Below are 26,126 nucleotides of genomic sequence, written 5' to 3'. Positions count from 1 at the left end.
CAAGTCACGTGCACCCCCGGGCCGTTACCGACCACTCGGTACGTCCCCCGGGCGGGAATCTCCACGGAATCTGTACCGGCCGCTCACCGGAGCGCCGCCCAGAGGTCGTGCGGCGCCCGTGCACCGCGGACCGTCTCCCCGCCGGGGCGCCGCGTCTCGTGCCTCTTCACCCGGGTCGGTGCGGCCGGCCTCTCCCCGCCGGGGCGCCGCGACCCGTACCCCTTCACCCCGGCCGGTGCAGCCGGTCGCCGCCCGCCAGGATCGCCTCCGCCAGCGCGTCCGCCGCCTCCTGCACCACCCCGCCCCGACGGCCCCCGCGCAGCACGAAACCCACGTCCCCCAGCTCCGGAAGCCCCGCCCGCGCCGGGACCGGCACCAGGCCCGGCGGCACCAGGCCCCTCGTGTGCGCCATCACCCCGAGCCCCGCGCGGGCCGCCGCCACGTTCGCGCTCAGGCTGGAACTCGTACAGGCGATCCGCCACGCCCGGCCCTGCGCCTCCAGCGCCTCCAGAGCACGCGCCCGGGTGATCCCCGGCGGCGGGCACAGGATGAGCGGCACCGGCCGCTCCGGATCGAGCCGCAGCCCGGGCGCCCCGATCCAGATCAGCGTGTCCTCCCACACGAGCCGGCCCTCGCTCTCCGCGCCACGCCGCTTCGCCAGGATCAGATCGAGCCGGCCGGCCGCCAGCCGGGCCTGGAGCGTGCCCGACAGCTCGACCGTCAGCTCCAGATCGACCTCCGGGTGCTCACGCCGGAACGACTCCAGGATCTCCGGCAGCCGGGTCGTCACGAAGTCCTCCGACGCGCCGAACCGCAGCCGCCCCCGCAGCCGGGTCCCGCCGAAGAACGCCGCCGCGCGCTCGTGCGCCTGAAGGATCGTGCGCGCGAAGCCGAGCATCGCCTCCCCGTCCTCCGTCAACGCCACCCGGTGCGTGTCCCGCGTGAACAGCGGCCGCCCGGTGGCCTCCTCAAGGCGCCGTACGTGCTGGCTGACGGTCGACTGACGCAGGCCGAGGCGGTCGGCGGCCCGGGTGAAGCTCAGCGTCTGGGCCACGGCGAGGAAGGTGCGCAGGTGCGTCGGCTCGTACACGGGACGACCGTACGCTCATCGCGTTCATCACACTTCATGATGACAGTCAGAGGGCTGTACGGGATTCCCGATCACCGGCCCGTGGAGCAGGATAGGAACGCGCGACTCCGCATCCCCCCGTTCCCAGCGCCCAGACTTTCCTTGTGCCCAGAGCAGTGGAGCCATGACCGCCCCGACACCCGGCCACACCCCCCACGGCCCCCGCCGCACCCGCGTCCGTACCCGCCTGCGCACCCTCCGCCCGCCGTCCTGGCTGCCCGTCGACGGATACGTCCTCGCCCTGCTCGGCACGGTCGCCCTCGCCGCGCTGCTCCCCGCGTCCGGAGCCGCCGCCGACGTCGCGGGAGGCGCGTCGACGGGGGCCGTGGCCCTCCTCTTCTTCCTCTACGGCGCCAGACTCTCCACCCGTGAGGCCCTCGACGGCCTCACGCACTGGCGGCTCCACCTCACCGCCCTCGGCAGCACCTTCCTCCTCTTCCCCCTCCTCGGACTCGCCGCACGCGGCCTCGTGCCCACCGTGCTCACCCCTCAGCTCTACAGCGGCTTCCTCTTCCTCTGCCTGGTGCCGTCCACGATCCAGTCCTCCATCGCCTTCACCTCGATCGCCCGCGGCAACGTCCCCGCCGCGATCTGCGCCGGGTCCTTCTCCTCGCTCGCCGGCATCGTCCTGACCCCGCTCCTCGCGGCGCTGCTCCTCGCCGGCAGCGCCGGCGGCCTCTCCGCCGACGGGCTCCTGAAGATCGTGCTGCAACTCCTCGTGCCGTTCCTGGCCGGGCAGCTCCTGCGCCGTTGGGTCGGCGGTTTCCTGGCCCGGAACAAGAAGGTCCTCGGGTACGTCGACCGGGGCTCGATCCTCCTCGTCGTCTACACCGCTTTCAGCCAGGGCATGGTCGCCGGGATCTGGCACCTGGTGACGCCCGCCCGACTCGGTCTGCTGCTCGCCGTCGAGGCGGTCCTCCTCGCGGTGATGCTCGCCCTGACCTGGTACGGGGCCCGTCGCCTCGGCTTCGACCGGGCCGACCGGATCGCGATCCAGTTCGCCGGCTCGAAGAAGAGCCTGGCGGCCGGACTGCCGATGGCCAGCGTCCTCTTCGGTCCGCAGGCCGCGCTCGCCGTACTCCCGCTGATGCTCTTCCACCAGATGCAGCTGATGGTCTGCGCGGTCATCGCGAAACGCCGCTCCCACGACCCGGAGGCCGTGCGGTCACCGGAGCCCGGCCCCGGGACAGCCGCACCGGAGCAGCTCGGGCCCACCCCGGAAACCCGCACCGGAACGCCCCCGCGCCTGAACGACCCCGCACCGGAACGCCCCCGCGCCTGAACGACCCCGCACGGGAACACCCCGCGCCTGAACGACCCGCGCCCGAGACCGCCCCGCCCGTGCCCCCGTACGCCCCCTCCGTCGGCCGGATCACACCCCCGCCCGGCCCGCGATGATCATCCGGGCCGCTACGGTGCTCCCATGCCCGCACTCGATCCCGGCCGCACCGCGCTCGTCCTCGTCGACCTCATGGAACGCATGGTCGCGCTGCCCCTCGCCCCCAGGCCCGGCACCGACGTCCTCGCCGCGGCCGCCCGGCTCGCCGACACCTTCCGGGCCGCCGGCGCCCCCGTCGTCCACATCCGGGTCGAGCGGCCGAACGTCGACCGCCAGCCGCCCGGCAGCGACCTCGTCCCCGACCTCGTCGAGGACGGCGACCCCGTCGTCGTCAAGCGCACCATCGGCGGCTTCCAGGACACCGGACTCCACGAGCTGCTCACCGGCCTCGGCGCCACCACCCTCGTCCTCGGCGGCATCGCCACCAACCTCGGCGTCGAGTCCACCGCCCGCGCCGCCTCCGACCACGGCTACGAACTCGTCTTCGCCGAGGACGCCATGACCGCGCTCACCGCCGACGAGCACCACGCGTCCGTCGCCCTCGACTTCCCCCGCCTCGGCACGGTCGCCCCCGTCTCCGCGATCACCCTGGACGGCCCCGCATGACACCGGTGCCGATACGGTACGGGGCCCGCCCCTGCTCGCTCGTCGTCTGCCGCGGCTGCTGCTGCGGCGACGCCCGCAAGAATCCCGGCACCGACCACACCGGCCAGCTCGACCGCCTCCGGGCCGCCGCCGCGGCCTCCGGCGGCCGGCTCGCCGTCCGTACCAGCGACTGCCTCGGACCCTGCGCCCAGGCCAACATCGTCGTCGTCCAGCCCTCCACCGAAGGCCGCAGGCGCGGCGGACGGGCCGCCTGGGTCGCGTTCACCCTGGACGAGGACTCCCTCGACGACATCCTCGCCTGGACAGCGGCAGGCGGCCCCGGCATCGCCCCGCCCCCGGCCACCCTCGCCCTCCAGATGATCGACCCGCCGAAGAACTGACCCCGGCAGGCGGCACCCGCCCGACGCCGTGGAGGCCGGGCCGCGCCCGGGGCCTTGTCATGGTCGGCCAAGGGGTACGGGGGAATCTTGGTGGTTTACGTCACCGGTTACCCATCAGTCGCTGGCAAGACTGGGTAGTTCCTGCCGACGATCGAACCACCGAAGGGGTCCCTGGATGACGGGCACTCGCATTGCCGCGCTCGGGCACTACCAGCCCGCCAAGGTGCTCACCAACCACGACCTCGCGGAATTGGTCGACACCGACGACGCGTGGATCACCAGTCGGGTCGGCATCCGCACCCGGCACGTCGCCGGGCCCGATGAGCCCGTCGACGAGCTGGCCGCGCACGCGGCGGGCAAGGCCCTGGCCACGGCCGGGCTCACCCCCGACGACATCGACCTCGTCCTCGTCGCCACCTCCACGGCCATCGACCGCTCGCCCAACATGGCCGCCCGCGTCGCCGCCCGCCTCGGCATGACCTCGCCCGCCACCATGGACCTCAACGTGGTGTGCGCGGGCTTCACGCACGCCCTGGCCACCGCCGACCACGCCGTACGGGCCGGCGGGGCGCGCCGCGTCCTGGTGATCGGCGCCGACAAGATGACCGAGGTGGTCGACTGGACGGACCGCACCACCTGCGTCCTCGTCGGCGACGGCGCGGGCGCCGCCATCGTCGAGGCCACGGAGACGGACACCGGCGCCATCGGACCGGTCCTGTGGGGCTCCGTCCCGGGGATGGGCCACGCCGTCCGGATCGAGGGCACCCCGCCCCGCTTCGCGCAGGAGGGCCAGAGCGTCTACCGCTGGGCCACCCAGCAGCTGCCCGCCCTCGCCCGGCAGGCGTGCGAGCGGTCCGGCATCGCTCCCGAGGACCTCGCCGGTGTGGTCCTGCACCAGGCCAACCTGCGGATCATCGAGCCGCTCGCCGCGAAGATCGGCGCCGTCAACGCGATCGTCGCCCGCGATGTCGTCGACTCCGGCAACACCTCGGCCGCCTCGATCCCGCTCGCCCTCGCCAAGCTGGTCGAACGCGGCGAACTGGCCTCCGGCGCCCCGGTCCTGCTGTTCGGCTTCGGCGGCAACCTCTCGTACGCGGGCCAGGTCGTCCGGATTCCCTGACGGCTGCCCGTGCGCCGGTGACCTCAAGCGACCGCGCCGCGCGCGTCCCCGAAACTGCCGCCCCGCGCGCGTCCCCGAAGCGGCCGCCCCGCGCGCGCGTGAACACGGCACCGCCGTCACGCGCGGTCATGACCCGTTCGGCGGAGCCCGGTGGCGGCGCCCCAGGGGCGGACCTAGCTTCGATCGCGGTGAGGGTCGTCGCCTTCCGGCACGGAAACGCTCCGCGGCCGGGCCCTCGCGTGATACGGAGGACACCGCCATGCGCGCGATACGTGCCGCTTCCGCCGCCCTGCTGAGCGCCGCCGCCGTGGTCGTGGTCGCGCCGACGGCCCTGGCGGGGGAGGAAGACCCCGACATCACGTCGTTCGGTTTCTCCGTCACCCCCGAGAAGGTGGCCCCCGGCGGCACCGTCACCCTCACCTCCGACGGCTGCGAGGTGCCGTCGGTGACCGTCACCGCCGGCGTCTTCGACACGGTCACCCTCGAAGAGGGCCGTCCGGGCCGGGCGACCGTCGACCTCGACGCCAAGGCCGGCGCCCAGTACGAGATCACCTTCGACTGCAAGGGCGAGCGCGGCACCACCACCCTCACGATCGCCCAGGGCGGCACCGGCGGGAAGACGACCGGGCACGACAACGGCATGCAGCCAGGAGCGCACAAGGGCGTCAAGGCCGGCTACGGAACCGCCGCCGCCTCCGGCGCGGAGTCCGAGGGGCTCGGCGTCACCGAGGTGGTCACCGGCGTCCTCCTCATCGCGGGGGCGCTCGGCGCCGCCGTCGTGCTGACCCGCCGCCGCGGCGGCGGCCGCGCCTGACGGCAGGGAACCGGGGGGCCTGAAACGGCCCCTCCGTCCCGGTGTGACGAGGTCCGGGACGGAGGGGCGCCATGACCCACGGGGTGATCCACGGGGTGATCCACGGGGCGGTGGCGCGAGGAGGAGTGCGGACGTGGGACCGTCGGAGGACGACGCGAGGCGGACGCCGGGTACCGGCCCACCGTCGGGCCCGGGCAGATCGGACCCGACGGGCAGGGTGGACGCCACGGGCAGAACGGACCCGACGGCACGGCACGGCGCCTGGGGTGTCATCGCCGTCGTCCTCCTCATCGGCGTACACCTCGTGCGCGGCGGTACGGAAGAACTCGAAGCCGCCGGTCCGCCGCAGCCCCTCGCCGCCGCCGCGCCCGACGGCACCCGGGCGACCGCCGTGCTCGCCCCCGTGGCCGTACCCCGTCCGCTGCCCCCGTCCACGCCGGTCCGGGTCCGCGTACCGGCCGTCCGGATCGACGCCCCCGTCACGGAGGTCGGGCTCGACGCGGACGGCTGGATCGAGGCCCCACCCCCCGAGGACGACCGGCTCGCGGGCTGGTTCACCGGTGCCGTCACCCCCGGCGAGCGCGGCACAGCCGTCGTCGTCGGGCATGTCGACACCCCCGGCGGACGAGCCGTCTTCTACGACCTCGGCGCTCTCGCCAAAGGACACCGCGTGGAGATCGCGCGCCGCGACGGCCGGACCGCCGTCTTCTCCGTGTACGGGGTCGAGGTCGTCCCCAAGGACGGCTTCCCCGCCCAGCGGGTCTACGCCGACGCCGGTGTCCCCGAACTCCGCCTGATCACCTGCGGCGGCACCTTCACCGAGAAGAACGGCTACGCCGGCAACGTGGTGGTCTCGGCCCGCCTGATCGAGATCCGCCGACCGACACCACGACCTGCCCCCTGACTTTGTCCCCACTCGGGAAGAAGTCGGGGTCGATTCCTGCTCAACTTCTTCCCACTCCGGTACGCCGCTGCTACGTTCCCCTCGAAAGCCCGCAGACGAGCGTGTGCGAGAGGGAGGGGCGCGTGAGACGCATGACGGCACGACCTGCCAACCGGCATCAGGCGCGGCTCCTCAGGCTGTTGCGCGACGGAGGACCCAACTCCCGCGCCCAGCTGGGAGATCAGATCGATCTCTCCCGCTCCAAGCTCGCCGTCGAGGTCGACCGGCTCCTGGAGACCGGTCTCGTGGTCGCCGACGGTCTCGCCGCCTCCCGGGGCGGCCGTCGCTCCCACAACATCCGACTCGCCCCCGAACTCCGCTTCCTCGGCATCGACATCGGCGCCACCTCCATCGACGTCGCCGTCACCAACGCCGAGTTGGAGGTGCTCGGACACCTCAACCATCCCATGGACGTCCGCGAGGGTCCCGTCGCCGTCTTCGAACAGGCCCTGTCGATGGCGGCGAAGCTCCGCTCCACCGGACTCGCGGAGGGATTCGACGGCGCCGGCATCGGTGTCCCAGGACCCGTCCGCTTCCCCGAGGGCGTCCCCGTCGCGCCGCCGATCATGCCCGGCTGGGACGGCTTCCCCGTACGGGAGGCACTCAGCCAGGAACTCGGCTGCCCCGTCATGGTCGACAACGACGTGAACCTCATGGCCATGGGGGAGCAGCACGCCGGCGTCGCCCGCTCCGTCGGTGACTTCCTCTGCGTCAAGATCGGCACCGGCATCGGCTGCGGCATCGTCGTCGGCGGAGAGGTCTACCGCGGTACGACGGGCAGCGCGGGCGACATCGGGCACATCCAGGTCGAACCCGACGGTCGCCCCTGCGCCTGCGGCAACAACGGCTGCCTGGAAGCCCACTTCAGCGGCGCCGCCCTCGCCCGCGACGCCGAGGACGCGGCGCGCGGCGGCGGATCGGAGGAGCTCGCCGCCCGGCTCGCGGCGGCCGGGCACCTCACCGCCGTCGACGTCGCCGCCGCGGCGGCCGCAGGTGACGCCACCTCGCTCGCCCTCATTCGAGCGGGCGGAAACCGGGTCGGGCAGGTCATCGCCGGACTCGTGAGCTTCTTCAACCCCGGTCTGGTGGTGATCGGCGGCGGCGTCACCGGCCTCGGTCACAACCTCCTCGCCAGCATCCGCACCCAGGTCTACCGGCAGTCGCTGCCCCTGGCCACCGGCAACCTGCCCATCGTCCTCGGAGAACTGGGCCAGACCGCCGGCGTCACCGGCGCGGCCCGCCTCATCAGCGACCACCTCTTCTCCCCGGCGTAACCCCGTCGGCGCAGCTCGCCGGCTCGCCTGTGGTGTGTGGGCACCCGTTCCGCAGGGCGGAACGCGTGGGCACACACCCACCGGCCCGCACCGCCGGGCCCACCTCGTCCACCCGCTCCGGCGTCACCCACACCCGCCGAGGGGACCTCCACCATGCCTCAGGAACAACCGCCCCGAGCACCCCTGCTCACCATGCACGGCATCACCAAGTCCTTCCCCGGCGTCCGCGCCCTCGACGGCGTCGACCTCGACGTCGCCCCCGGCGAGGTCCACTGCCTCCTCGGCCAGAACGGTGCCGGCAAGTCCACCCTCATCAAGGTCCTCGCCGGCGCCCACCAGCCCGACGACGGCCGCATCACCTGGAACGGCGAACCCGTACGGCTCCGCTCCCCGAGCGCGGCCGTCCGGCTCGGCATCGCCACCATCTACCAGGAACTCGACCTCGTCGAAGGTCTCTCCGTCGCGGAGAACGTCCACCTCGGCCACGAACCCACCACCGCCGGATTCGTCCGCACCCGCGCCGCGCGGGCGACCACCACCGCCCTCCTGAAACGCCTCGGCCACCCCGAGATCGACCCGGACCGGCGCGTCGGCGCGCTCTCCGCAGCCCAGCGGCAGATCGTCTCCATGGCCCGCGCCCTCTCCCACGACGTCCGCCTCATCGTCATGGACGAACCCTCCGCCGCCCTCGACCCCGACGAGGTCGCCAACCTCTTCCGGATCGTCGCCGACCTCACCGCCGAAGGCGTCGCCGTCGTCTACATCTCCCACCGCCTGGAGGAGATCCGCCGCATCGGCGACCGCGTCACCGTCCTCAAGGACGGCCGGGCCGTCGCCCGCGGACTGCCCGCCGCGACCACCCCGACCCGCGAGATCGTCGCCCTCATGACCGGCAGGGACGTCCCCTACGTGTTCCCCGAACGCCCCGCCGAACCCCCCACCGCCGTACCTGTCCTCCAGGTCCAAGGCCTTGCCAGGGAAGGCGAGTTCGAGGCGTTCGACCTCGAACTGCGCCCCGGCGAGATCGTCGGCCTCGCCGGGCTCGTCGGCTCCGGCCGGTCCGAGATCCTGGAGACCGTCTACGGGGCACGGAAACCCACCGCCGGCCGGGTGATCGTCGACGGGCGGCCCCTGCGCCCCGGCAGCGTCCCCGCCGCCGTCGCCGCCGGACTCGGCCTCGCCCCCGAGGAACGCAAGGCGCAGGGCCTGCTCCTGCTCGAATCCGTCACCCGCAACGTCTCCGTCTCCTCCCTCGCCCGCTTCTCCCGGGCCGGCTGGATCGACCGGGCCGCCGAACGCGAGACCGCGAGGACCGCCACCCGCACCCTCTCGCTCCGCCCCGACCTCCCCGACGCCCCCGTCCGCACCCTCTCCGGCGGCAACCAGCAGAAGGCCGTCCTCGCCCGCTGGCTCCTCCGCGGCTGTCGCGTCCTCCTCCTCGACGAACCCACCCGAGGCGTCGACGTCGGGGCCCGCGCCGAGCTGTACGCCGTCATCCGGGGCCTCGCCGACGAAGGCCTCGCCGTCCTCCTCGTCTCCAGCGAGGTACCCGAGGTCCTCGGCCTCGCCGACCGCGTCCTGGTGCTCCGCGAAGGCCGCGTCGTCCACCAGGCGCCCGCCCGTGACCTCGACGAACACCGCGTACTCGACCTCGTGATGGAAGGGAGCCCGGCCGTATGACCCTCACCACCCCCGCCAAGTCGCCGCCGAGTGACGGACGGTGGAGCGCGCTCGGCCTCCGGGCCGACGTCCGCAACCTGTCCCTGCTCGGCGTGCTCGTCGCCCTGATCGCCGTCGGAGGCCTCACCCGGCCCGCCGAGTTCCTCGCCACCTCCAACCTGCAACTCGTCCTGACCCAGGCCTCCGTGATCGGTGTCGTCACCGTCGGCATGACCTTCGTCATCACCAGCGGCGGCATCGACCTCTCCGTCGGCGCGATCGTCGCCCTCGCCTCCGTCTGGGCCACCACCGTCGCCACCCAGGAGTTCGGCTTCGCCGGCATCCTCTTCACGGCGGTCGCCGTCGGAGTCGGCTGCGGGCTCGTGAACGGCGTCCTCGTCGCGTACGGCGGAATGGTCCCCTTCATCGCGACCCTGGCCATGCTCGCCTCGGCCCGCGGCCTCGCCCTCCAGATCACCGACGGCAGGACGCAGATCGTCACCGTCCCGTCCGTCCTCGACCTCGGCATCCCCGACGCCTACGTCCTCGGGATCCCGCCGCTCGTCCTCGTCTTCGCCGCCGTCACCGTCGCCGGATGGCTGCTGCTCAACCGCACCACCTTCGGCCGCCGTACGATCGCCGTCGGCGGCAACCCGGAGGCCGCGCGCCTCGCCGGCATCGACGTACGCCGCCAGCGGCTCTTCCTCTACCTGCTCTCAGGACTGTGCTGCGGCATCGCCGCGTTCCTGCTCGTCGTGCTCTCCGGCTCCGGCCAGAACACCAACGGCAACCTGTACGAGCTCGACGCCATCGCCGCCGCCATCATCGGCGGCACCCTCCTCAGCGGCGGCCGCGGCACCATCGTCGGCTCCGTCCTCGGGGTCCTCGTCTTCACCACCATCACCAACATCTTCGCCCTCAACAACCTGCAGAGCGACGTCCAGCAGATCGCCAAGGGCGCGATCATCGTCGCCGCCGTCCTGATCCAGCGCCGCACGGCCCGCGACGGCGAGACCTGACGGCGACGCACGACCGCGCCCCTGTCCCAAGAGCCGCCCCCTCTCACCACCCCCCTCTCACCACCCCCCTTTCACCACCCCCCTTTCACCACCACCCCTCGGAAGGGATCCACCGCCATGCCCGAAACCAGCCGCAGACACCTCCTCCTCGGCGGCGCGGCCGTCTCCGCCGGCGCCCTGCTCACCGCCTGTACCAGCAACGAGCCGAAGAACTCGGGGAACACCGCCCCCGTCGCTGGCGCCGCCCCCGCCGCCGACGACAAGCCGGGCACCCCCGTCACCATCGGCTTCGCCGGCCCGCAGGCCGACCACGGCTGGCTCAACGCCATCAACCAGAACGCCAAGGACCGGGCGAAGAAGTACTCCGAGGTCACCCTGGAGATCACCGAGGGCTCCAACGACACCGCCGCCCAGATCGGTCAGGTCCAGACCCTCATCAACAAGAAGGTCGACGTCCTCGTCATCCTCCCCGCCGACGGCAAGGCCCTCACCCAGGTCGGCCTCCAGGCCATGAAGGCCGGCATCCCCGTCATCAACCTCGACCGGATCTTCGCCTCCCCGCAGGCCTACCGCTGCTGGATCGGCGGCGACAACTACGGCATGGGTCTCAACGCCGGCAACTTCATCGGCGAACAGCTCAAGGACAAGCCGAACGCCACCGTGATCGAACTCGCCGGCATGGACAGCCTGGAACTCACCAAACAGCGCACCCAGGGCTTCGACGACGCCCTCAAGAACTACCCCAACATCCGCAAGGTCGCCCGCCAGGCCGCCGACTTCACCGTCGAGTCCGGCCAGGCCAAGATGGCCCAACTCCTGCAGGCCCAGCCGACGTTCGACGCCCTCTGGAACCACGACGACGACCAGGGCGTCGGCGCGCTGCGGGCCATCGCCCAGGTCGGCCGCAAGGACTTCCTCATGGTCGGCGGCGCCGGCGCCCGGTCCGCCATGGACGCCATCAAGGCCGACAGCAGCGTCCTCAAGGCCACCGTCCTCTACCCGCCGACCATGGCCGCCTCCGCGATCGACCTCGCCCGCGCCCTCGGCCAGAAGAAGGGGATCGGCGGCATGGCCGAACTGGAGATCCCCGCCTCGCTCACCCTCTACTCGGCCGTCGTCACCAAGGAGAACGTCGACGAGTACCTGCCCACCGGCTTCAACTGACCGACCCAGAACCGGCAGCCCCCGGAGGCCCGACCGCCCCCGGGGAGCAGTACCTCGCCGCACCACGAAACGGAGGAACCGTATGGAACAGACGGAGAGCGGGGCCGCACCGCCGACGCTCGGCGTCGGCATGGTCGGCTACGCGTTCATGGGAGCCGCCCACTCACAGGGCTGGCGCACCGCGGGCCACGTCTTCGACCTGCCGCTGCGACCCGTCCTCGCCGCCGTCGCCGGCCGTGACGCCAACGCCGTCCGGGCCGCCGCCCGCCGGCACGGCTGGGCCGCCGCCGAGACCGACTGGCGCGCCCTGATCGCCCGCGACGACGTCCAGCTCGTCGACATCTGCACCCCGGGCGACAGCCATGCGGAGATCGCCGTCGCCGCCCTGGAGGCCGGCAAGCACGTCCTGTGCGAGAAGCCGCTCGCCAACTCGGTCGCCGAGGCCGAGACGATGGCCGCGGCCGCCGAAGCGGCCGCGGCCCGGGGCCAGATCTCCATGGTCGGCTTCAACTACCGCCGGATGCCCGCCCTCGCGTACGCCCGCCGGCTCGTCGCGGACGGACGCCTCGGCAGTCTGCGGCACGTCCGGGTCACCTACCTCCAGGACTGGCTGGTCGACCCCGCCTTCCCGCTGACCTGGCGCCTGGAACGCGAACACGCCGGCTCCGGCGCCCTGGGCGACCTCGGGGCGCACGCCGTCGACCTCGCCCAGTACCTGACGGGGGAACTCCTCGTCGGCGTGTCGGCGCTCACGGAGACCTTCGTGCGGAAGCGGCCACGGCTCGCGGGCGTCGGCGCGGGCGGTCTCGGCGGGGGAGCGGGATCGGAGGCGTACGGGCAGGTCACGGTCGACGACGCGGCACTGTTCACCGGGCGGCTCGCCTCCGGCGCCCTCGCCTCCTTCGAGGCGACCCGGATGGCCGCCGGCCGCAAGAACGCGCTGCGCCTGGAGCTCAACGGGGAGCGCGGCTCGCTCGCCTTCGACCTGGAGCGGCTCAACGAACTGTCCTTCCACGACCACACCGAGCCGGCCGTGACGGCGGGCTTCCGCCGCGTCCTCGTGACCGAACCCGACCACCCGTACCTGGAGGGCTGGTGGCCGCCCGGCCACGGACTCGGCTACGAGCACAGCTTCGTCCACCAGGCCCGCGACCTGGTCCACGCCGTCGCGACCGGCACCGCCCCGGCGCCCTCCTTCGCCGACGGCCTCCAGGTCCAGCGGGTCCTGGCGGCCGTGGAGGACAGCGCCAGGAACGACGCCCTTTACACCGCCGTCCCCACCCCCGTACCGAGTTAGGAGCTCCGCACCGTGCCACGACCCTTCACGCTCTTCACCGGCCAGTGGGCCGACCTGCCCCTGGAGGAGGTCTGCCGGCTCGCCCGCGACTTCGGCTACGACGGGCTCGAACTCGCCTGCTGGGGCGACCACTTCGAGGTGGACAAGGCCCTCGCCGACCCCGCGTACGTCAAGGGCAGGCGGGAACTGCTCGACGCGTACGGCCTGAAGTGCTGGGCGATCTCCAACCACCTGGTGGGGCAGGCCGTCTGCGACCATCCGATCGACGAGCGCCACCAGGCGATCGTCCCCGCCCGCATCTGGGGCGACGGCGACGCCGAGGGCGTACGGCGGCGGGCCGCCCGTGAGCTCGCGGACACCGCGCGGGCCGCGGCGGCGCTCGGCGTCGACACCGTCGTCGGCTTCACCGGCTCCTCCATCTGGCATCTGGTCGCGATGTTCCCGCCGGTCCCCGAGCGCATGGTCGAGCGCGGCTTCGAGGACTTCGCGGAGCGGTGGAACCCGATCCTCGACGTCTTCGACGCCGAAGGGGTGCGCTTCGCCCACGAGGTGCACCCCAGCGAGATCGCGTACGACTACTGGACCACCCAGCGGGCCCTGGACGCGGTCGGCCGGCGCCCCGCGTTCGGGCTCAACTTCGACCCCAGCCACTTCGTGTGGCAGGACCTCGACCCGGTCGGCTTCCTGTGGGACTTCCGCGACCGGATCTACCACGTGGACTGCAAGGAGGCCCGCAAGCGGCTCGACGGCCGCAACGGGCGGCTCGGCTCCCATCTGCCCTGGGGCGATCCGAGGCGCGGCTGGGACTTCGTCTCCGCCGGTCACGGCGACGTGCCCTGGGAGGACGTCTTCCGGATGCTCCGGTCGATCGGGTACGCCGGGCCCGTCTCGGTGGAGTGGGAGGACGCCGGCATGGACCGGCTGACCGGGGCGCCCGAGGCGCTGTCCTTCCTCAAGCGGTACGACTTCGACCCGCCGACGGCCTCCTTCGACGCGGCCTTCGGCAGCGGCGACTGAGCCGAACGCACGGGACCGTGCCCGGCGGCCGTGGTGCGGCCGGGCAGGTCCGGCGTGCCCGCGAGAGCCTTTGTCCTGTCGCAGGGAAAAGTTCGACCGCGTCGGTGCACAAGGGCTTTCCGTGGTGGACGAACGCGGCTACGGTCCCTGATGTGTACATGACGTAACACTGTGATGTGACCAGCGTGACGGCGCACGCCGGTCCCCGGACCCCCCGCACACACGGCCCAACTCCGGAGGACACCTGTGCAGAGAAAACGCCCCCGAGCCAGGAAGACACTCGCCCTCCTCACCGTCGGACTGCTCGCCCTCGGCGCCCCCCAGGGCCTCGCGGCCGAAACCGACCCCGCCGCCCCCACCGCCGAGCAGTTCCAGCAGGTCACCCTCGCCAAGGGCGGCGAAGAGGTCGGCGAACCCATGTCCCTCGCCGTACTCCCCGACCGCAGCGTCCTGCACACCGACCGCGGCGGCGAACTCCGCCGCACCGACGCCGCCGGCAACACCACCGTCATCGGCACCGTCCCCGTCTACTCCCACGACGAGGAAGGCCTCCAGGGCATCGGCCTCGACCCCGACTTCGCCCGCAACAGGGCCATCTACCTCTACTACGCCCCGCCCCTGAACACCCCCGCGGGCGACGCCCCCGAGAACGGCACCCCCGCCGATCTCACCCCCTACGACGGCGTCAACCGCCTCTCCCGCTTCACGCTGAAGGCCGACGGCACCCTCGACAACGCCAGCGAGAAGAAGGTCATCGACATCCCCGCCACCCGGGGCATCTGCTGCCACGTCGGCGGCGACATCGACTTCGACGCCCAGGGCAACCTCTACCTGTCGACCGGCGACGACTCCAACCCCTTCGCCTCCGACGGCTACACACCCATCGACGAACGCCCCGGCCGCAACCCCGCCTTCGACGCCCGCCGCACCTCCGGCAACACCAACGACCTCCGCGGCAAGATCCTCCGCATCAAGGTCGCCGACGACGGCACCTACACCGTCCCCGACGGCAACCTCTTCGCCCCCGGCACCGCCAAGACCCGGCCCGAGATCTACGCCATGGGCTTCCGCAACCCCTTCCGCTTCAGCGTCGACAAGCCCACCGGCATCCTCTACGTCGGCGACTACGGCCCCGACGCCGGCGCCGCCGACCCCGAGCGAGGCCCCGCCGGACAGGTCGAGTTCGCCCGTGTCACCAAGCCCGGCAACTTCGGCTGGCCGTTCTGCACCGGCGACAACGAGCCCTACGTCGAATACGACTTCGCCACCAGGACCTCCGGTGCCACCTACGACTGCGGCGCCCTCAAGAACGACTCCCCGCACAACACCGGCCTCGTCGACCTGCCGCCCGCCGAACCCGCCTGGATCCCCTACAACGGCGGCTCCGTACCCGAATTCGGCACCGGCTCCGAATCACCCATGGGCGGACCCGTCTACCGCCACGACCCCGCCAACACCTCCCCGGTGAAGTTCCCGGAGGCGTACGACGGAGACTTCTTCGCCGGAGAGTTCGGCCGCCGCTGGATCAAGCGCGTCGACCAGGACGACAACGGCACCGTCGCCTCCATCAACGCCATGCCCTGGACCGGCACCCAGGTGATGGACATGGCCTTCGGACCCGACGGCGCGCTGTACGTCCTCGACTACGGCACCGCCTGGTTCGGCGGCGACCACAACTCCGGCCTCTACCGCATCGAGAACGCCACCGGCGGCCGCTCCCCGGTCGCCGAAGCCGGCGCGAACAAGACCTCCGGCGTGGCCCCCCTGAGGGTCTCCTTCTCCTCGGCCGGCACCACCGACGGCGACGGCGACACCCTCACCTACAGCTGGGACTTCGGCGACGGAGGCACGTCCACGGCCGCCCACCCCACGCACACGTACCGCAAGAACGGCACGTACACCGCGACCGTGACGGCGAAGGACGCCACCGGCCGCACCGGCTCCGCCTCCGTCCACGTCGTCGTCGGCAACACCGCACCCAAGGTCACCCTCGAACTCCCCGCCGAAGGAGCCCTCTTCGCCTTCGGCGACGAGATCCCCTTCCGGGTGAAGGTCACCGACCCCGAGGACGGCACGATCGACTGCGCCAAGGTCAAGGTCACCTACGTCCTCGGCCACGACAGCCACGGCCACCCCGTCACCTCGGCCAACGGCTGCACCGGCACCATCAAGACCTCCTCCGACGGCGGCCACGACGACGACGCCAACATCTTCGCCGTCTTCGACGCCGAGTACACCGACGGCGGAGGCGGCGGACAGGCCGCCCTCACCACCCACGACCAGGCCAAACTCCAGCCCCGCCACCGCCAGGCCGAACACTTCGACGCCCAGCACGGCGTCAACGTCTTCGACAAGACCCAGGCGAACGGCGGACGGACCGTCGGCGACATCCACGACGGCGACTGGATCTCCCTCAAGCCCTACCACCTGAGCGGAGCCACCAAGCTCACCGCCCGCGTCTCCTCCGGCGGCGTCGGCGGCTTCCTCGAAGTCCGCACCGGCTCACCCACCGGCACCCTCCACGGCTCCGCACCCGTCCCCGTCACCGGAAGCTGGGAGACCTTCCAGGACATCGACGTTCCCCTGCGGAACGTACCCCGCAAGACCACCGAACTCTTCCTCGTCTTCAAGGGCGGAACCGGCGCCCTCTACGACGTCGACGACTTCACCCTCTCCAGCGCCCCCGTCGACCGGAACGCCAAACGCGTCCTCGTCTTCTCCCGTACGGCGGGCTTCCGGCACGACTCGATCGGCACCGGCATCACGGCACTGAAGGAACTCGGCGCCCAGAACGGCATCACCGTCGACGCGACCGAGGAACCCCGCCAGTTCACCACCAACAACCTCGCCCGCTACGACGCCGTCGTCTTCCTCTCCACCACCGGCGACGTCCTCGACGCCGCACAGCAGGCCGCCTTCGAGAACTACGTCTCCACCGGCGGCGGCTACATGGGCGTCCACGCCGCCGCCGACACCGAGTACGACTGGAGCTTCTACGGCGGACTCGTCGGCGCCCACTTCCACTCCCACCCCCAGATCCAGCCCGCCACCGTCCGCGTCGAGGACCACGACCACCCCGCCACCGCCCACCTCGACGGACCCTGGCAGCGCACCGACGAGTGGTACAACTACCGCACCAACCCCCGCGGCCAGGCCCGCATCCTCGCCACCCTCGACGAGACCACCTACCAGGGCGGCACCATGAAGGGCGACCACCCCATCGCCTGGTGCCAGACCTACGGCGGAGGCCGCTCCTTCTACACCGGCGGCGGCCACACCAAGGAGTCGTACACCGAACCCGCCTTCCGACAGCACCTCCTCGGCGGACTCCAGTACGCCACCGGTCAGGTCAAGGCCGACTGCCGGCCCCGGACCGGCTACCGCGACCTCTTCAACGGCGAGACCAGCGAAGGCTGGAAGCAGGCCGGACCCGGCGCCTTCGACATCACCGGCGGTGAACTCCGCTCCACCGGCGGCATGGGCATGCTCTGGTACCAGGCCAAGGAGTTCCGGTCCTACTCCCTCACCCTCGACTGGAAACTCACCGGCGACGACAACTCCGGCATCTTCGTCGGCTTCCCCGCCTCCGACGACCCCTGGTCCGCCGTGAACAACGGTTACGAGATCCAGATCGACGCCACCGACGCCCCCGACCGCACCACCGGAGCCGTCTACGGCTTCAAGTCGGCCAACCTCAAGGCCCGCGACCAGGCACTCCGACCGCCCGGCCAATGGAACACGTACGAACTCCGCGTCCAGGGCGAACGCCTCCAGGTCTTCCTCAACGGCATCAAGATCAACGACTTCACCAACACCGACCCGGCCCGCAGCCTCGCCAGTGGCCACATCGGCATCCAGAACCACGGAGCCGACGACCAGGCCGCCTTCCGCGACATCCGGATCAAGGAACTCCCCTCCTGACGGGAGCCCACCCAGCCGACGGTGGGCGGGGCGGCGCCGTACCCCCCGCCCACCGTCACCCCCACCGTCCAAGACCCACAGGGAGGCCGAACGCGGCCCCCAGGGAGGCCGACGCCATGACCACCCACGCACCCCGCACCGGAATCTGGCTCATCGGCGCGAGAGGCTCCGTCGCCACCACCACCGTGGCCGGCTGCGCCGCCCTCGTCGCCGGACTCCACCCGCCCACCGGCCTGGCCACCGAGACCTCCGAGCTCGCCGACGCCGGCCTTCCCCCACTCGCCTCCCTCGTCTTCGGCGGACACGACACCACCGCATGCCCCCTCCCCAAACGGGCCGAACAGCTCACCACCGCCGGCGTCCTCCCGTACGGCCTCGCCGACGCCGTCCACACCGAACTCGAAGCCGCCGACCGGGAGATCCGCCCCGGTGGACCCGCCCCCGGCGACACCCGCACCGACGAACAACTGATCACCGCCTTCACCGACGACCTGACGGACTTCCGGCAGAGGATTGGCCTGGACCGCGTCGTGGTCGTCAATGTGGCCTCCACGGAGCCGGCGTCGGGGGGCGCCGGGCTCCCACCCAGCAGCCTCTACGCGGCCGCGGCACTCCGCGCGGGCTGCCCGTACGTCAACTTCACCCCGTCCACCGGACTGCGGCACCCCGCCCTCGCCGCACCGCTCGCCACGAGCGGACTGCCGTACGCCGGCCGCGACGGCAAGACCGGACAGACCCTCCTCCGCGCCGTCCTCGCCCCGATGTTCCGCCAGCGCGCCCTGACCGTACGCGCCTGGTCCGGCAGCAACCTCCTGGGCGGTGGCGACGGGGCCGCCCTCGCCGACCCGGCGGCCGCGGCCGCCAAGAACGCCGGCAAGGAACGCGTCCTCACCGACACCCTCGGCACCGGCGTCGAAGGCCAGGTCCACATCGACGACGTCCCCGCCCTGGGGGAGTGGAAGACCGCCTGGGACCACATCGCCTTCGACGGCTTCCTCGGCAGCCGCATGATCCTCCAGACCCTCTGGCAGGGCTGCGACTCCGCCCTCGCGGCCCCCCTCGTCCTCGACCTGGCCCGCCTCACGGCCCGCGCCCACGAGGTCGGCCGCACGGGCCCCCTGGAAGACCTCGCCTTCTACTTCAAGGACCCGGAAGGCACCCCACCGGCCTCCCTCGCGGACCAGTACACCCGCCTGCTGACCTTCGGCCACACGTTGGGCACGGGTGCGGGTGCGGGTGCGGGTGCGGGCGCGGGTGGGGATGCGGGCTCGGGCACGGACGCGGGTGTGGGTGCGGACGCGGGTCCGCGGTCCGGTCCGGAGACGTCCCGGTGACCGGCCGCGCCGGAAAGGCGAGGGCGTGGGCGGAACTCCTCCGCGTATCCGCGCTGGCCTCGGTGCCCGGCGACGCACTCGCCGGGGCGGCCGCCGCCGGGGCCCGCCCCGGACGCGGCACGCTCTGCGCGATCGGCGCCTCACTCTGTCTGTACGAGGCGGGGATGGCCCTCAACGACTGGGCCGACCGAGCGGAGGACGCCGCCGAACGCCCCCACCGCCCGCTGCCCTCGGGCCGCATCACCCCCGGGGCCGCCCTCGCCGCCTCGGCGGCCCTGACCGCGACCGGCCTCGGCCTGGCCGCCCACGCGGGCCGCCGGGCCCTCGCGGTCGCCACCGCCCTCGCCACCACGGTCTGGGCCTACGACCTCGGCCTCAAACACACCCCGGCGGGCCCCGCCACCATGGCCACCGCCCGAGCCCTGGACCTCCTCCTGGGTGCCACGGCCTCGATGCCCGCTGCCGGGCGGACGGGCCGGTCCGGACCGGGCACCGGCTCCGGGCCGCCCGTCACGTCGGGCCGTCCGGCCGACGCCCGCGCCCTGCGGGCCCTCCCGTCCGCCGCGCTGCTCGGGGCACACACCTACGCCGTCACCGCCGTCTCCCGCCACGAAACCCAAGGCGGCTCCACCCGAACCCCCCTGGCCGCCCTCGCCGTGACCTTGGCGGTAGCGGGCGCGACGTCCGGCGCAGCCCGTCTCGGCCCCCTCCTCGCCCTGGCCTACGCCCGTACCCCCGCCACCCTCCTCCTGCACGCCGCGCTCAACCCGTCCGCCGCGCTCACTGAGCGGGCCGTCGGCGGGGGGATCCGGGCCACCATCCCGCTCCAGGCCGCGCTCGCCGCCCGCGCCGGGGCGCCGGGAACCGCGCTCGCGCTGCTCGGTCTCGTCCCGGCCGCCCGGGCCCTCGCCCGGAAGGTGAGCCCCACATGAGCAGCAGCACCACGGGCCCCGCCCGTTCCACCTCCCCGCTACGGCTGGGGTACGGAACCAACGGCCTCACCGACCTCCGGCTCGACGAGGCCCTCGGGCTCCTCTCCGACCTCGGCTACGACGGCGTCGGGCTGACGCTCGACCACATGCACCTCGACCCCCTGGCTCCCGACCTCGCCGCCCGCACCGCCCGGGTCGCCCGGCGCCTGGACGAGCTGGGCCTCGGCGTCACCGTCGAGACCGGCGCCCGTTACGTCCTCGACCCGCGTCGCAAGCACGGCCCGTCCCTGCTCGCCCCGGACCCCGAGGACCGGGCCACCCGCGTCCAACTGCTGCTGCGGGCTGTGCGGGTCGCAGCCGACCTCGGCGCGCACGCCGTGCACTGCTTCAGCGGCACCCTCCCCGCCGGCACCCCGCCCGACGAGGCCTGGAAACGGCTCGCCGTCTCCCTCACCCCCGTCCTGGAGGCGGCCCGGGCCGCCCATGTCCCCCTGGCCGTCGAACCCGAACCGGGTCACCTCCTCGCCACCCTCGACGACTTCCACCACCTGCGAGGCCTCCTCGGCGATCCCGAACCCGCGGCCCTCGGCCTCACCCTCGACCTCGGCCACTGCCAGTGCCTCGAACCACTCCCTCCCGCCGACTGCCTCCGCGCCGCCGCCCCCTGGGTGCACCACGTCCAGATCGAGGACATGCGCCGCGGTGTCCACGAACACCTGCCGTTCGGTGACGGAGAGATCGACTTCCCGCCGGTACTCGCCGCCCTCGCCGAACTCACCGCCGGCGGCTACCCGGGGCTGACCGTCGTCGAACTGCCCCGGCACTCCCACGCCGGACCCGAACTCGCCCGCACCTCCCTCTCCTTCCTGCGCCAGGAGACCCCGACATGCTGACCGCCACCGCCCGCGCCTGGCTGGACTCCGCCCTCGCGGAAGCCGCCGCCCGCGCCCCCGCCTGGGAGGAGCGCTTCGTCACCGCCGGACGGCACTGCGGCCGGCCGGACGCGGACGAGGCCCGCATCCTTCTCCTCCGGGCGTACGGCGCCGGACCCGACACCCTCACCCGCCTCTACCACCACGGCACCGCCGCCGAGCGCCGCGCCGTCCTCTTCGCCCTCCCCGACCTCGTCACCGGGCCCGAGGCCCTTCCCCTCGTCGAGGACGCCCTCCGCACCCACGACACCACCCTGCTCGCCGCCGCCCTCGGCCCCTACGCCGCCGCCCACCTCACCCCCCACGCGTGGCGCCACGCCCTCCTCAAATGTCTCTTCACCGGCGTCCCCGTCAGCGCCGTCGCCGGACTGGCCGACCGCGCCGCCGATGACATCGAACTGGCCCGGATGCTCGCCGACCACGCCGCCGAACGCACCGCCGCCGGGCGCGCCCTCCCCGCCGATCTGACCCGCGTCCTCGCCCTCACCGCCGCCGCCGAGGAGTCCTGATGCGCATCTTCGACCCCCACATCCACATGAGCTCGCGCACCACGGACGACTACCGGGCGATGTACGACGCCGGTGTCCGTGCCGTCGTCGAACCGTCCTTCTGGCTCGGCCAGCCGCGCACCTCGCCCGCCTCCTTCCTCGACTACTTCGACTCCCTCCTCGGCTGGGAGCCCTTCCGTGCCGCCCAGCACGGCATCGCCCACCACTGCGCCCTCGCCCTCAACCCCAAGGAGGCGAACGACCCCCGCTGCACCCCCGTCCTCGACGCCCTGCCCCGCTACCTCGCCAAGGACGGTGTCGTCGCCGTCGGCGAGATCGGCTACGACTCCCTGACCCCGGCCGAGGACGCCGCCCTCGCCGCGCAGCTCCAGCTCGCCGCCGACCACGGCCTCCCGGCCCTCGTGCACACCCCCCACCGCGACAAGCTCACCGGCCTGCGCCGCACGATCGACGTCGTGCGCGAGTCCGCGCTCGCCCCGGACCGTGTCCTCCTCGACCACCTCAACGAGACCACTGTCAAGGAGGCCGCCGACAGCGGCGCCTGGCTGGGCTTCTCCGTCTATCCCGACACCAAGATGGACGAGGACCGGACGGTCGCGATCCTCAAGGAGTACGGAACCGGACGCGTCCTCGTGAACTCGGCCGCCGACTGGGGCAGGAGCGACCCCCTCAAAACCCGAGCGGTCGCCGACGCCATGCTCGCCGCCGGCTTCACGGACGACGACGTCGACCAGGTCCTCTGGCGCAACCCCATCGCCTTCTACGGGCTCAGCGGACGTCTCCACCTCGACGTCCCCGCCCCGCCCGAACTCCACGAGGGCAACTCGGTCCGCCGCGGCGGGGAATGAGGCGCCCCCATGCGCTTCCGGCACCCCGACGGATCCACCGTCCACCTCTCCTACTGCACCAACGTGCACCCGGCCGAGACCCTCGACGGGGTCCTCGCCCAGCTCCGCGACCACTGCGAGCCGGTCCGCCGCCGCCTCGGGCGGGACCGCCTCGGCATCGGGCTCTGGCTCGCCCGCGACGCCGCCCGCTCCCTGACCGCCGACCCGGCCTCCCTCCGTGCCCTGCGTGCCGAGCTCGACCGTCGCGGCCTCGAAGTGGTCACCCTGAACGGCTTCCCGTACGAGGGCTTCGGCGCCGACGAGGTCAAGTACCGCGTCTACCGGCCCGACTGGACCCACCCGGAACGCCTCGCCCACACCACCGACCTCGCCCGGCTCCTCGCCGCGCTGCTCCCCGACGACGTCACCGAGGGGTCCGTGTCCACCCTGCCGCTGGCCTGGCGGACCCCCTTCGACGCCGGGGCCGCCGCCCTCGCCCGTACCGCGCTGACCACCCTCGCCGGGCGCCTCGACGCCCTGGAGGAACTCACCGGGAGGAGCATCCGGATCGGCATCGAACCGGAACCCGGCTGCACCGTCGAGACCGTCGCCGACGCCGTCGCCGCGCTCGCGGCCGTACCGAGCCCCCGCATCGGCGTCTGCCTCGACACCTGCCACCTCGCGACCTCCTTCGAAGACCCCCGCACCGCGCTCGACGCCCTCGCCACCGCCGCCATCCCGGTCCCGAAGGCCCAGCTGTCCGCCGCGCTCCACGCCGAGCAGCCGCACCTCCCCGAGGTCCGGGCGGCGCTCGCGGCGTTCGCCGAGCCGCGCTTCCTCCACCAGACCCGCACCAGGACCGCCGCCGGCCTGCGCGGCACCGACGACCTCCCGGAAGCCCTCGGCACCCCCGGACCAGGCGGCCCCGGTCACGCCCCCGGATCCGCCGCCCCCGGATCCGCCGCACCTGGATCCGCCGCCCCCAGATCCGGCGGCACCGGCCACGCCACCGGCCCCGGCCTCCCCGACGCCACCCCCTGGCGCGCCCACTTCCACGTCCCCCTGCACGCTCCCCCCGCCCCTCCGCTCGACTCCACGCTCCCCGTCCTCCAGGACACCCTCGCCCTCCTCGTCGGCGGCCCCCACCCCCGCACCCATCACCTGGAGGTCGAGACGTACACCTGGCAGGCCCTCCCACCCGACCGCCGGCCCCGCACCCGGGCCCGGCTCGCGGACGGCATCGCCGCCGAACTCACCCTGGCCCGTGACCTGCTGACCGACCTCGGCCTCAAGGAACTGCCATGAGCGACCCCGCGCCCACTCCCGCAGCCGCAGCCGCAGCCGCAGCCACATCCGCGCCCACCCCCCTCCTGGTCCTCGACGTCGTCGGTCTCACCCCACGACTCCTGCCGCACATGCCCCACCTCGCCGCTCTCGCCCGGGACGGCTCCCAGGCACCGCTCTCCACCGTCCTGCCCGCCGTCACCTGCACCGCCCAGACCACCTTCCTCACCGGCACCCTCCCCGCCGAGCACGGCATCGTCGGCAACGGCTGGTACTTCCGGGACCTCGGAGAAGTCCTGCTGTGGCGCCAGCACAACGGCCTCGTCACCGGCGACCGCCTCTGGGACGCCGCCCGCCGCACCCACCCCGGCTACACCGTCGCCAACATCTGCTGGTGGTACGCCATGGGCGCCGACACCGACATCACCGTCACCCCCCGCCCCGTGTACTACGCCGACGGGCGCAAGGAACCCGACTGTTACACCCGGCCGCCCGCCCTCCACGACGAACTCACCGAGAAGTTCGGCACCTTCCCCCTCTTCCACTTCTGGGGCCCCGGCGCCGACCTCGTCTCCAGCCGCTGGATCGTCGACGCCACCCGTCACATCCTCCGCACCCGCCGCCCCGACCTCGCCCTCTGCTACGTCCCGCACCTCGACTACGACCTCCAGCGCTACGGCCCCGACGACCCGCGCTCCCTCCGCGCCGCCGCCGAGCTCGACACCGTCCTCGCCCCCCTCCTCGCCGACGCGCGGGCCGAGGGCCGCACGGTCGTCGTCCTCTCCGAGTACGGCATCACGCGGGTCGACCGCCCCGTCGACATCAACCGCGCCCTGCGCCGGGCCGGCCTCCTGGAGGTCCACACCCAGGACGGCATGGAGTACCTGGACCCCATGACCTCCCGGGCCTTCGCCGTCGCCGACCACCAGATCGCCCACGTCTACGTCCGGCGCCCCGCGGACCTGCCGGCCGTCCGGGAAGCCCTGGCGGACCTGCCCGGTCTGGAACGGCTCCTCGACGACGACGGCAAGAAGGAACACGGTCTGGATCACCCGCGCTCGGGGGAGCTGGTCGCCCTCGCCGAGCCCGACGCCTGGTTCACGTACTACTACTGGCTCGACGACGCCCGCGCCCCCGACTTCGCGCAGCTCGTCGAGATCCACCGCAAGCCCGGCTACGACCCCGCCGAACTCCTCGTGGACCCGCTCGACCCCTACGTACGGATCAAGGCCGCACGGGAGATCGCCCGCAAGAAGCTCGGTATGCGGTACCGGCTCGCGGTCGTCCCCCTCGACCCCTCACCTCTTCGCGGTAGCCATGGCCGCCTTCCCACGAGCGACGACAGTCCTGACGGTCCGCTCATCCTGTGCTCCACCCCCCGCGCCCTGGACGGCCGCGTCGCGGCCACCGATGTGAAGAACCTGCTGCTCAGGCTGGCCGGAGCCGCCTGCTGAATCCAGTGAAGCAGGCCCCGACGACACCCAAGGAGTTATCCACAGATGAGTCGCACCCGCCGTACCGAAGCCGCCGCCGACCCCGAACTCGTCCACAGGCTCAGCAGGCGGAACATGCTGGGCGTCGCCGCCGGCGCCACCGCCGCCGCCCTCCTGGGCACCGCCGCCACCCCCGCCGCCGCCTCCCCGGCCGCCGGCCCCGACACACGGGGCCACGGCCACGGCCGCCCCGTCCTGCCGCCCGGCCGCCTCGGCATCCAGCTCTACTCGCTGCGTGACAAGGTCGCCACCCTCGGCTTCGCCGCCGTCTTCGCCGAACTGCAGAAGTACGGCTACGACGAGGTCGAGTACGCCGGCTACGGCCAGGGAGCCGCCGGCCCCCTCACCCTCGCCGAGCTCAGGCGCCTCACCCGCGACCACGGGCTGCGCCCCATCGGCAGCCATGTCGGCTACTACGCGAACGATCCCACCGCGTACACCTTCGCCCAGAACCTCGACCGCGTCCTCGACGACGCCGCGGCCCTCGGTCTGCCCCACATCGGCACCGCCTCCGGGCCCTGGCGCTACGGCGCCACCGTCGACGGCTGGAAGCGCTGCGCCGAGGAGTTCAACCGGTACGGCGCCGAGGCGAGGAAGCGCGGCATGAAGTTCTACCAGCACAACCACTCGGAGGAGTTCTCCTTCGCCACCGACCGACCCGACGTGCGCCTCTACGACGTCCTCCTCGCCGAGACCGACCCCGACCTGGTGCACCTGGAGATGGACGTCTTCTGGGCGTACGTCGGCCGGCACCGCTACTCCATCCGCCCGGACGGCACCCCCGCCCCCTTCGACCCCCTCGACTACGTCCTCGCCCAGCCCCACCGGTTCCCGCTCTTCCACGTCAAGGACGGCGACCGGGACGACTCCGTGGTGCCCTACGGCTACCGCATGACGGACGTCGGCGACGGCGACATCGACTACCGGCGCTTCATCTCTGCGGTGAACCGCACCCACCACGGCAGGCACGCCCACCACTGGCAGACCGAGCGCGACAACCCCGTCGACTCCCTGAGCTTCGCCCGCCGGTCCAGCGCCCACCTCCACTCCCTGCGCGAGAAGGGCCGCTGAGTCCTCCGGAGCCCCACTGACCACGGAAAACGCTGGTGAAAGGCACCTGGAACCCCTGGTAG

At 72.9% G+C, this 26,126-nt stretch carries 21 protein-coding genes and 2 pseudogenes; 22 read left to right on the top strand and 1 reads right to left on the bottom strand.

Annotated features, from left to right (window positions below; genetic code table 11):
* Positions 1-223: 223 nt before the first annotated feature.
* Positions 224-1,090, bottom strand: coding sequence for a LysR substrate-binding domain-containing protein (locus ACIRB7_RS16070; RefSeq protein WP_403598182.1), 867 nt, complete (start codon positions 1,088-1,090; stop codon positions 224-226).
* 163 nt (positions 1,091-1,253) lie between these two features.
* Between ACIRB7_RS16070 and ACIRB7_RS16065 the strand changes: the two genes are divergently transcribed.
* The 22 genes and pseudogenes from ACIRB7_RS16065 to ACIRB7_RS15960 all read left to right on the top strand — a co-directional run bounded on the left by ACIRB7_RS16065 (position 1,254) and on the right by ACIRB7_RS15960 (position 26,064).
* Positions 1,254-2,411: a bile acid:sodium symporter family protein gene (locus ACIRB7_RS16065; RefSeq protein ID WP_403598179.1), complete on the top strand. Its 1,158-nt coding sequence runs from the start codon at positions 1,254-1,256 to the stop codon at positions 2,409-2,411.
* 141 nt (positions 2,412-2,552) lie between these two features.
* A complete protein-coding gene (locus tag ACIRB7_RS16060; protein ID WP_403598176.1) occupies positions 2,553-3,074 on the top strand; it encodes an isochorismatase family protein in 522 nt (173 codons plus the stop codon).
* Positions 3,071-3,454 carry a (2Fe-2S) ferredoxin domain-containing protein gene (locus ACIRB7_RS16055; protein WP_403598174.1) on the top strand — a complete coding sequence of 128 codons (384 nt, stop codon included), beginning with the start codon at positions 3,071-3,073 and terminating at the stop codon, positions 3,452-3,454. Before ACIRB7_RS16060 ends, ACIRB7_RS16055 begins: the two co-directional genes overlap by 4 nt.
* A 175-nt stretch (positions 3,455-3,629) precedes the next feature.
* On the top strand, positions 3,630-4,574 hold the full coding sequence (locus ACIRB7_RS16050) for a beta-ketoacyl-ACP synthase III (RefSeq protein ID WP_403598171.1): 945 nt from the start codon (positions 3,630-3,632) through the stop codon (positions 4,572-4,574).
* A 259-nt stretch (positions 4,575-4,833) separates the two neighbouring features.
* Positions 4,834-5,388 carry a hypothetical protein gene (locus ACIRB7_RS16045; protein WP_403598169.1) on the top strand — a complete coding sequence of 185 codons (555 nt, stop codon included), beginning with the start codon at positions 4,834-4,836 and terminating at the stop codon, positions 5,386-5,388.
* A gap of 217 nt (positions 5,389-5,605) precedes the next feature.
* Positions 5,606-6,292 carry a class F sortase gene (locus ACIRB7_RS16040; RefSeq protein WP_403598835.1) on the top strand — a complete coding sequence of 229 codons (687 nt, stop codon included), beginning with the start codon at positions 5,606-5,608 and terminating at the stop codon, positions 6,290-6,292.
* A 131-nt stretch (positions 6,293-6,423) separates the two neighbouring features.
* The gene (locus ACIRB7_RS16035; protein WP_403598832.1) at positions 6,424-7,605 is read left to right on the top strand and encodes an ROK family protein; all 1,182 of its coding nucleotides are present in this window, start codon (positions 6,424-6,426) and stop codon (positions 7,603-7,605) included.
* Between the two features lie 192 nt (positions 7,606-7,797).
* Entirely contained in the window at positions 7,798-9,285 is a 1,488-nt protein-coding gene (locus ACIRB7_RS16030; RefSeq protein ID WP_403598830.1) for a sugar ABC transporter ATP-binding protein, read from the top strand.
* A complete protein-coding gene (locus ACIRB7_RS16025; protein ID WP_403598166.1) occupies positions 9,282-10,283 on the top strand; it encodes an ABC transporter permease in 1,002 nt (333 codons plus the stop codon). Before ACIRB7_RS16030 ends, ACIRB7_RS16025 begins: the two co-directional genes overlap by 4 nt.
* 117 nt (positions 10,284-10,400) lie before the next feature.
* Positions 10,401-11,447, top strand: coding sequence for a substrate-binding domain-containing protein (locus ACIRB7_RS16020; protein WP_403598163.1), 1,047 nt, complete (start codon positions 10,401-10,403; stop codon positions 11,445-11,447).
* Positions 11,448-11,529: 82 nt separating this feature from the next.
* Positions 11,530-12,744, top strand: a complete 1,215-nt coding sequence (locus ACIRB7_RS16015) for a Gfo/Idh/MocA family protein (protein WP_403598160.1) — start codon at positions 11,530-11,532, stop codon at positions 12,742-12,744.
* 12 nt (positions 12,745-12,756) lie between these two features.
* Positions 12,757-13,761: a sugar phosphate isomerase/epimerase family protein gene (locus ACIRB7_RS16010; protein ID WP_403598158.1), complete on the top strand. Its 1,005-nt coding sequence runs from the start codon at positions 12,757-12,759 to the stop codon at positions 13,759-13,761.
* 246 nt (positions 13,762-14,007) lie between these two features.
* Positions 14,008-17,682 (top strand): ThuA domain-containing protein, encoded by a 3,675-nt coding sequence (locus tag ACIRB7_RS16005; RefSeq protein ID WP_403598155.1) that lies wholly within the window; start codon positions 14,008-14,010, stop codon positions 17,680-17,682.
* A gap of 116 nt (positions 17,683-17,798) precedes the next feature.
* Positions 17,799-19,016: an inositol-3-phosphate synthase gene (locus ACIRB7_RS16000; protein WP_403598152.1), complete on the top strand. Its 1,218-nt coding sequence runs from the start codon at positions 17,799-17,801 to the stop codon at positions 19,014-19,016.
* Positions 19,013-19,948 (top strand): SCO3242 family prenyltransferase, encoded by a 936-nt coding sequence (locus tag ACIRB7_RS15995; protein ID WP_403598150.1) that lies wholly within the window; start codon positions 19,013-19,015, stop codon positions 19,946-19,948. The genes ACIRB7_RS16000 and ACIRB7_RS15995 overlap by 4 nt, the downstream gene beginning before the upstream one ends.
* Positions 19,945-20,841, top strand: a complete 897-nt coding sequence (locus ACIRB7_RS15990; protein WP_403598148.1) for a sugar phosphate isomerase/epimerase family protein — start codon at positions 19,945-19,947, stop codon at positions 20,839-20,841. The genes ACIRB7_RS15995 and ACIRB7_RS15990 overlap by 4 nt, the downstream gene beginning before the upstream one ends.
* On the top strand, positions 20,835-21,389 hold the full coding sequence (locus ACIRB7_RS15985) for an EboA domain-containing protein (RefSeq protein ID WP_403598145.1): 555 nt from the start codon (positions 20,835-20,837) through the stop codon (positions 21,387-21,389). The genes ACIRB7_RS15990 and ACIRB7_RS15985 overlap by 7 nt, the downstream gene beginning before the upstream one ends.
* Complete coding sequence (locus ACIRB7_RS15980) at positions 21,389-22,237, top strand: TatD family hydrolase (RefSeq protein ID WP_403598143.1); 849 nt, start codon at positions 21,389-21,391, stop codon at positions 22,235-22,237. The genes ACIRB7_RS15985 and ACIRB7_RS15980 overlap by 1 nt, the downstream gene beginning before the upstream one ends.
* Before the next feature lie 9 nt (positions 22,238-22,246).
* Positions 22,247-23,119 (top strand): annotated as a pseudogene (gene eboE, locus ACIRB7_RS15975) (metabolite traffic protein EboE); the annotation flags it as partial.
* A gap of 105 nt (positions 23,120-23,224) precedes the next feature.
* Positions 23,225-23,521 (top strand): annotated as a pseudogene (locus ACIRB7_RS15970) (xylose isomerase); the annotation flags it as partial.
* Positions 23,518-24,954, top strand: a complete 1,437-nt coding sequence (locus tag ACIRB7_RS15965) for a nucleotide pyrophosphatase/phosphodiesterase family protein (RefSeq protein ID WP_403598140.1) — start codon at positions 23,518-23,520, stop codon at positions 24,952-24,954. The pseudogene ACIRB7_RS15970 and the gene ACIRB7_RS15965, both read left to right, overlap by 4 nt.
* 45 nt (positions 24,955-24,999) lie before the next feature.
* A complete protein-coding gene (locus tag ACIRB7_RS15960; protein ID WP_403598137.1) occupies positions 25,000-26,064 on the top strand; it encodes a sugar phosphate isomerase/epimerase family protein in 1,065 nt (354 codons plus the stop codon).
* Positions 26,065-26,126 lie beyond the last annotated feature (62 nt).

Origin of the sequence: Streptomyces sp. NPDC093795, assembly GCF_044764665.1 — a bacterium.
Lineage (GTDB): Bacteria > Actinomycetota > Actinomycetes > Streptomycetales > Streptomycetaceae > Streptomyces.
Note: the sequence above shows the minus strand (reverse complement) of the source record. Positions and strands in the feature narration are given on the sequence as shown.

What these genes read in the sequence shown, in the direction of transcription:
- ACIRB7_RS16065 (WP_403598179.1), top strand. Translation starts at nt 1,254, where the DNA reads ATGACCGCCCCGACACCCGGCCACACCCCCCACGGCCCCCGCCGCACC.
- ACIRB7_RS16060 (WP_403598176.1), top strand. Translation starts at nt 2,553, where the DNA reads ATGCCCGCACTCGATCCCGGCCGCACCGCGCTCGTCCTCGTCGACCTC.
- ACIRB7_RS16055 (WP_403598174.1), top strand. Translation starts at nt 3,071, where the DNA reads ATGACACCGGTGCCGATACGGTACGGGGCCCGCCCCTGCTCGCTCGTC.
- ACIRB7_RS16050 (WP_403598171.1), top strand. Translation starts at nt 3,630, where the DNA reads ATGACGGGCACTCGCATTGCCGCGCTCGGGCACTACCAGCCCGCCAAG.
- ACIRB7_RS16045 (WP_403598169.1), top strand. Translation starts at nt 4,834, where the DNA reads ATGCGCGCGATACGTGCCGCTTCCGCCGCCCTGCTGAGCGCCGCCGCC.
- ACIRB7_RS16035 (WP_403598832.1), top strand. Translation starts at nt 6,424, where the DNA reads ATGACGGCACGACCTGCCAACCGGCATCAGGCGCGGCTCCTCAGGCTG.
- ACIRB7_RS16030 (WP_403598830.1), top strand. Translation starts at nt 7,798, where the DNA reads ATGCACGGCATCACCAAGTCCTTCCCCGGCGTCCGCGCCCTCGACGGC.
- ACIRB7_RS16025 (WP_403598166.1), top strand. Translation starts at nt 9,282, where the DNA reads ATGACCCTCACCACCCCCGCCAAGTCGCCGCCGAGTGACGGACGGTGG.
- ACIRB7_RS16020 (WP_403598163.1), top strand. Translation starts at nt 10,401, where the DNA reads ATGCCCGAAACCAGCCGCAGACACCTCCTCCTCGGCGGCGCGGCCGTC.
- ACIRB7_RS16015 (WP_403598160.1), top strand. Translation starts at nt 11,530, where the DNA reads ATGGAACAGACGGAGAGCGGGGCCGCACCGCCGACGCTCGGCGTCGGC.
- ACIRB7_RS16000 (WP_403598152.1), top strand. Translation starts at nt 17,799, where the DNA reads ATGACCACCCACGCACCCCGCACCGGAATCTGGCTCATCGGCGCGAGA.
- ACIRB7_RS15990 (WP_403598148.1), top strand. Translation starts at nt 19,945, where the DNA reads ATGAGCAGCAGCACCACGGGCCCCGCCCGTTCCACCTCCCCGCTACGG.
- ACIRB7_RS15985 (WP_403598145.1), top strand. Translation starts at nt 20,835, where the DNA reads ATGCTGACCGCCACCGCCCGCGCCTGGCTGGACTCCGCCCTCGCGGAA.
- ACIRB7_RS15980 (WP_403598143.1), top strand. Translation starts at nt 21,389, where the DNA reads ATGCGCATCTTCGACCCCCACATCCACATGAGCTCGCGCACCACGGAC.
- ACIRB7_RS15965 (WP_403598140.1), top strand. Translation starts at nt 23,518, where the DNA reads ATGAGCGACCCCGCGCCCACTCCCGCAGCCGCAGCCGCAGCCGCAGCC.
- ACIRB7_RS15960 (WP_403598137.1), top strand. Translation starts at nt 25,000, where the DNA reads ATGAGTCGCACCCGCCGTACCGAAGCCGCCGCCGACCCCGAACTCGTC.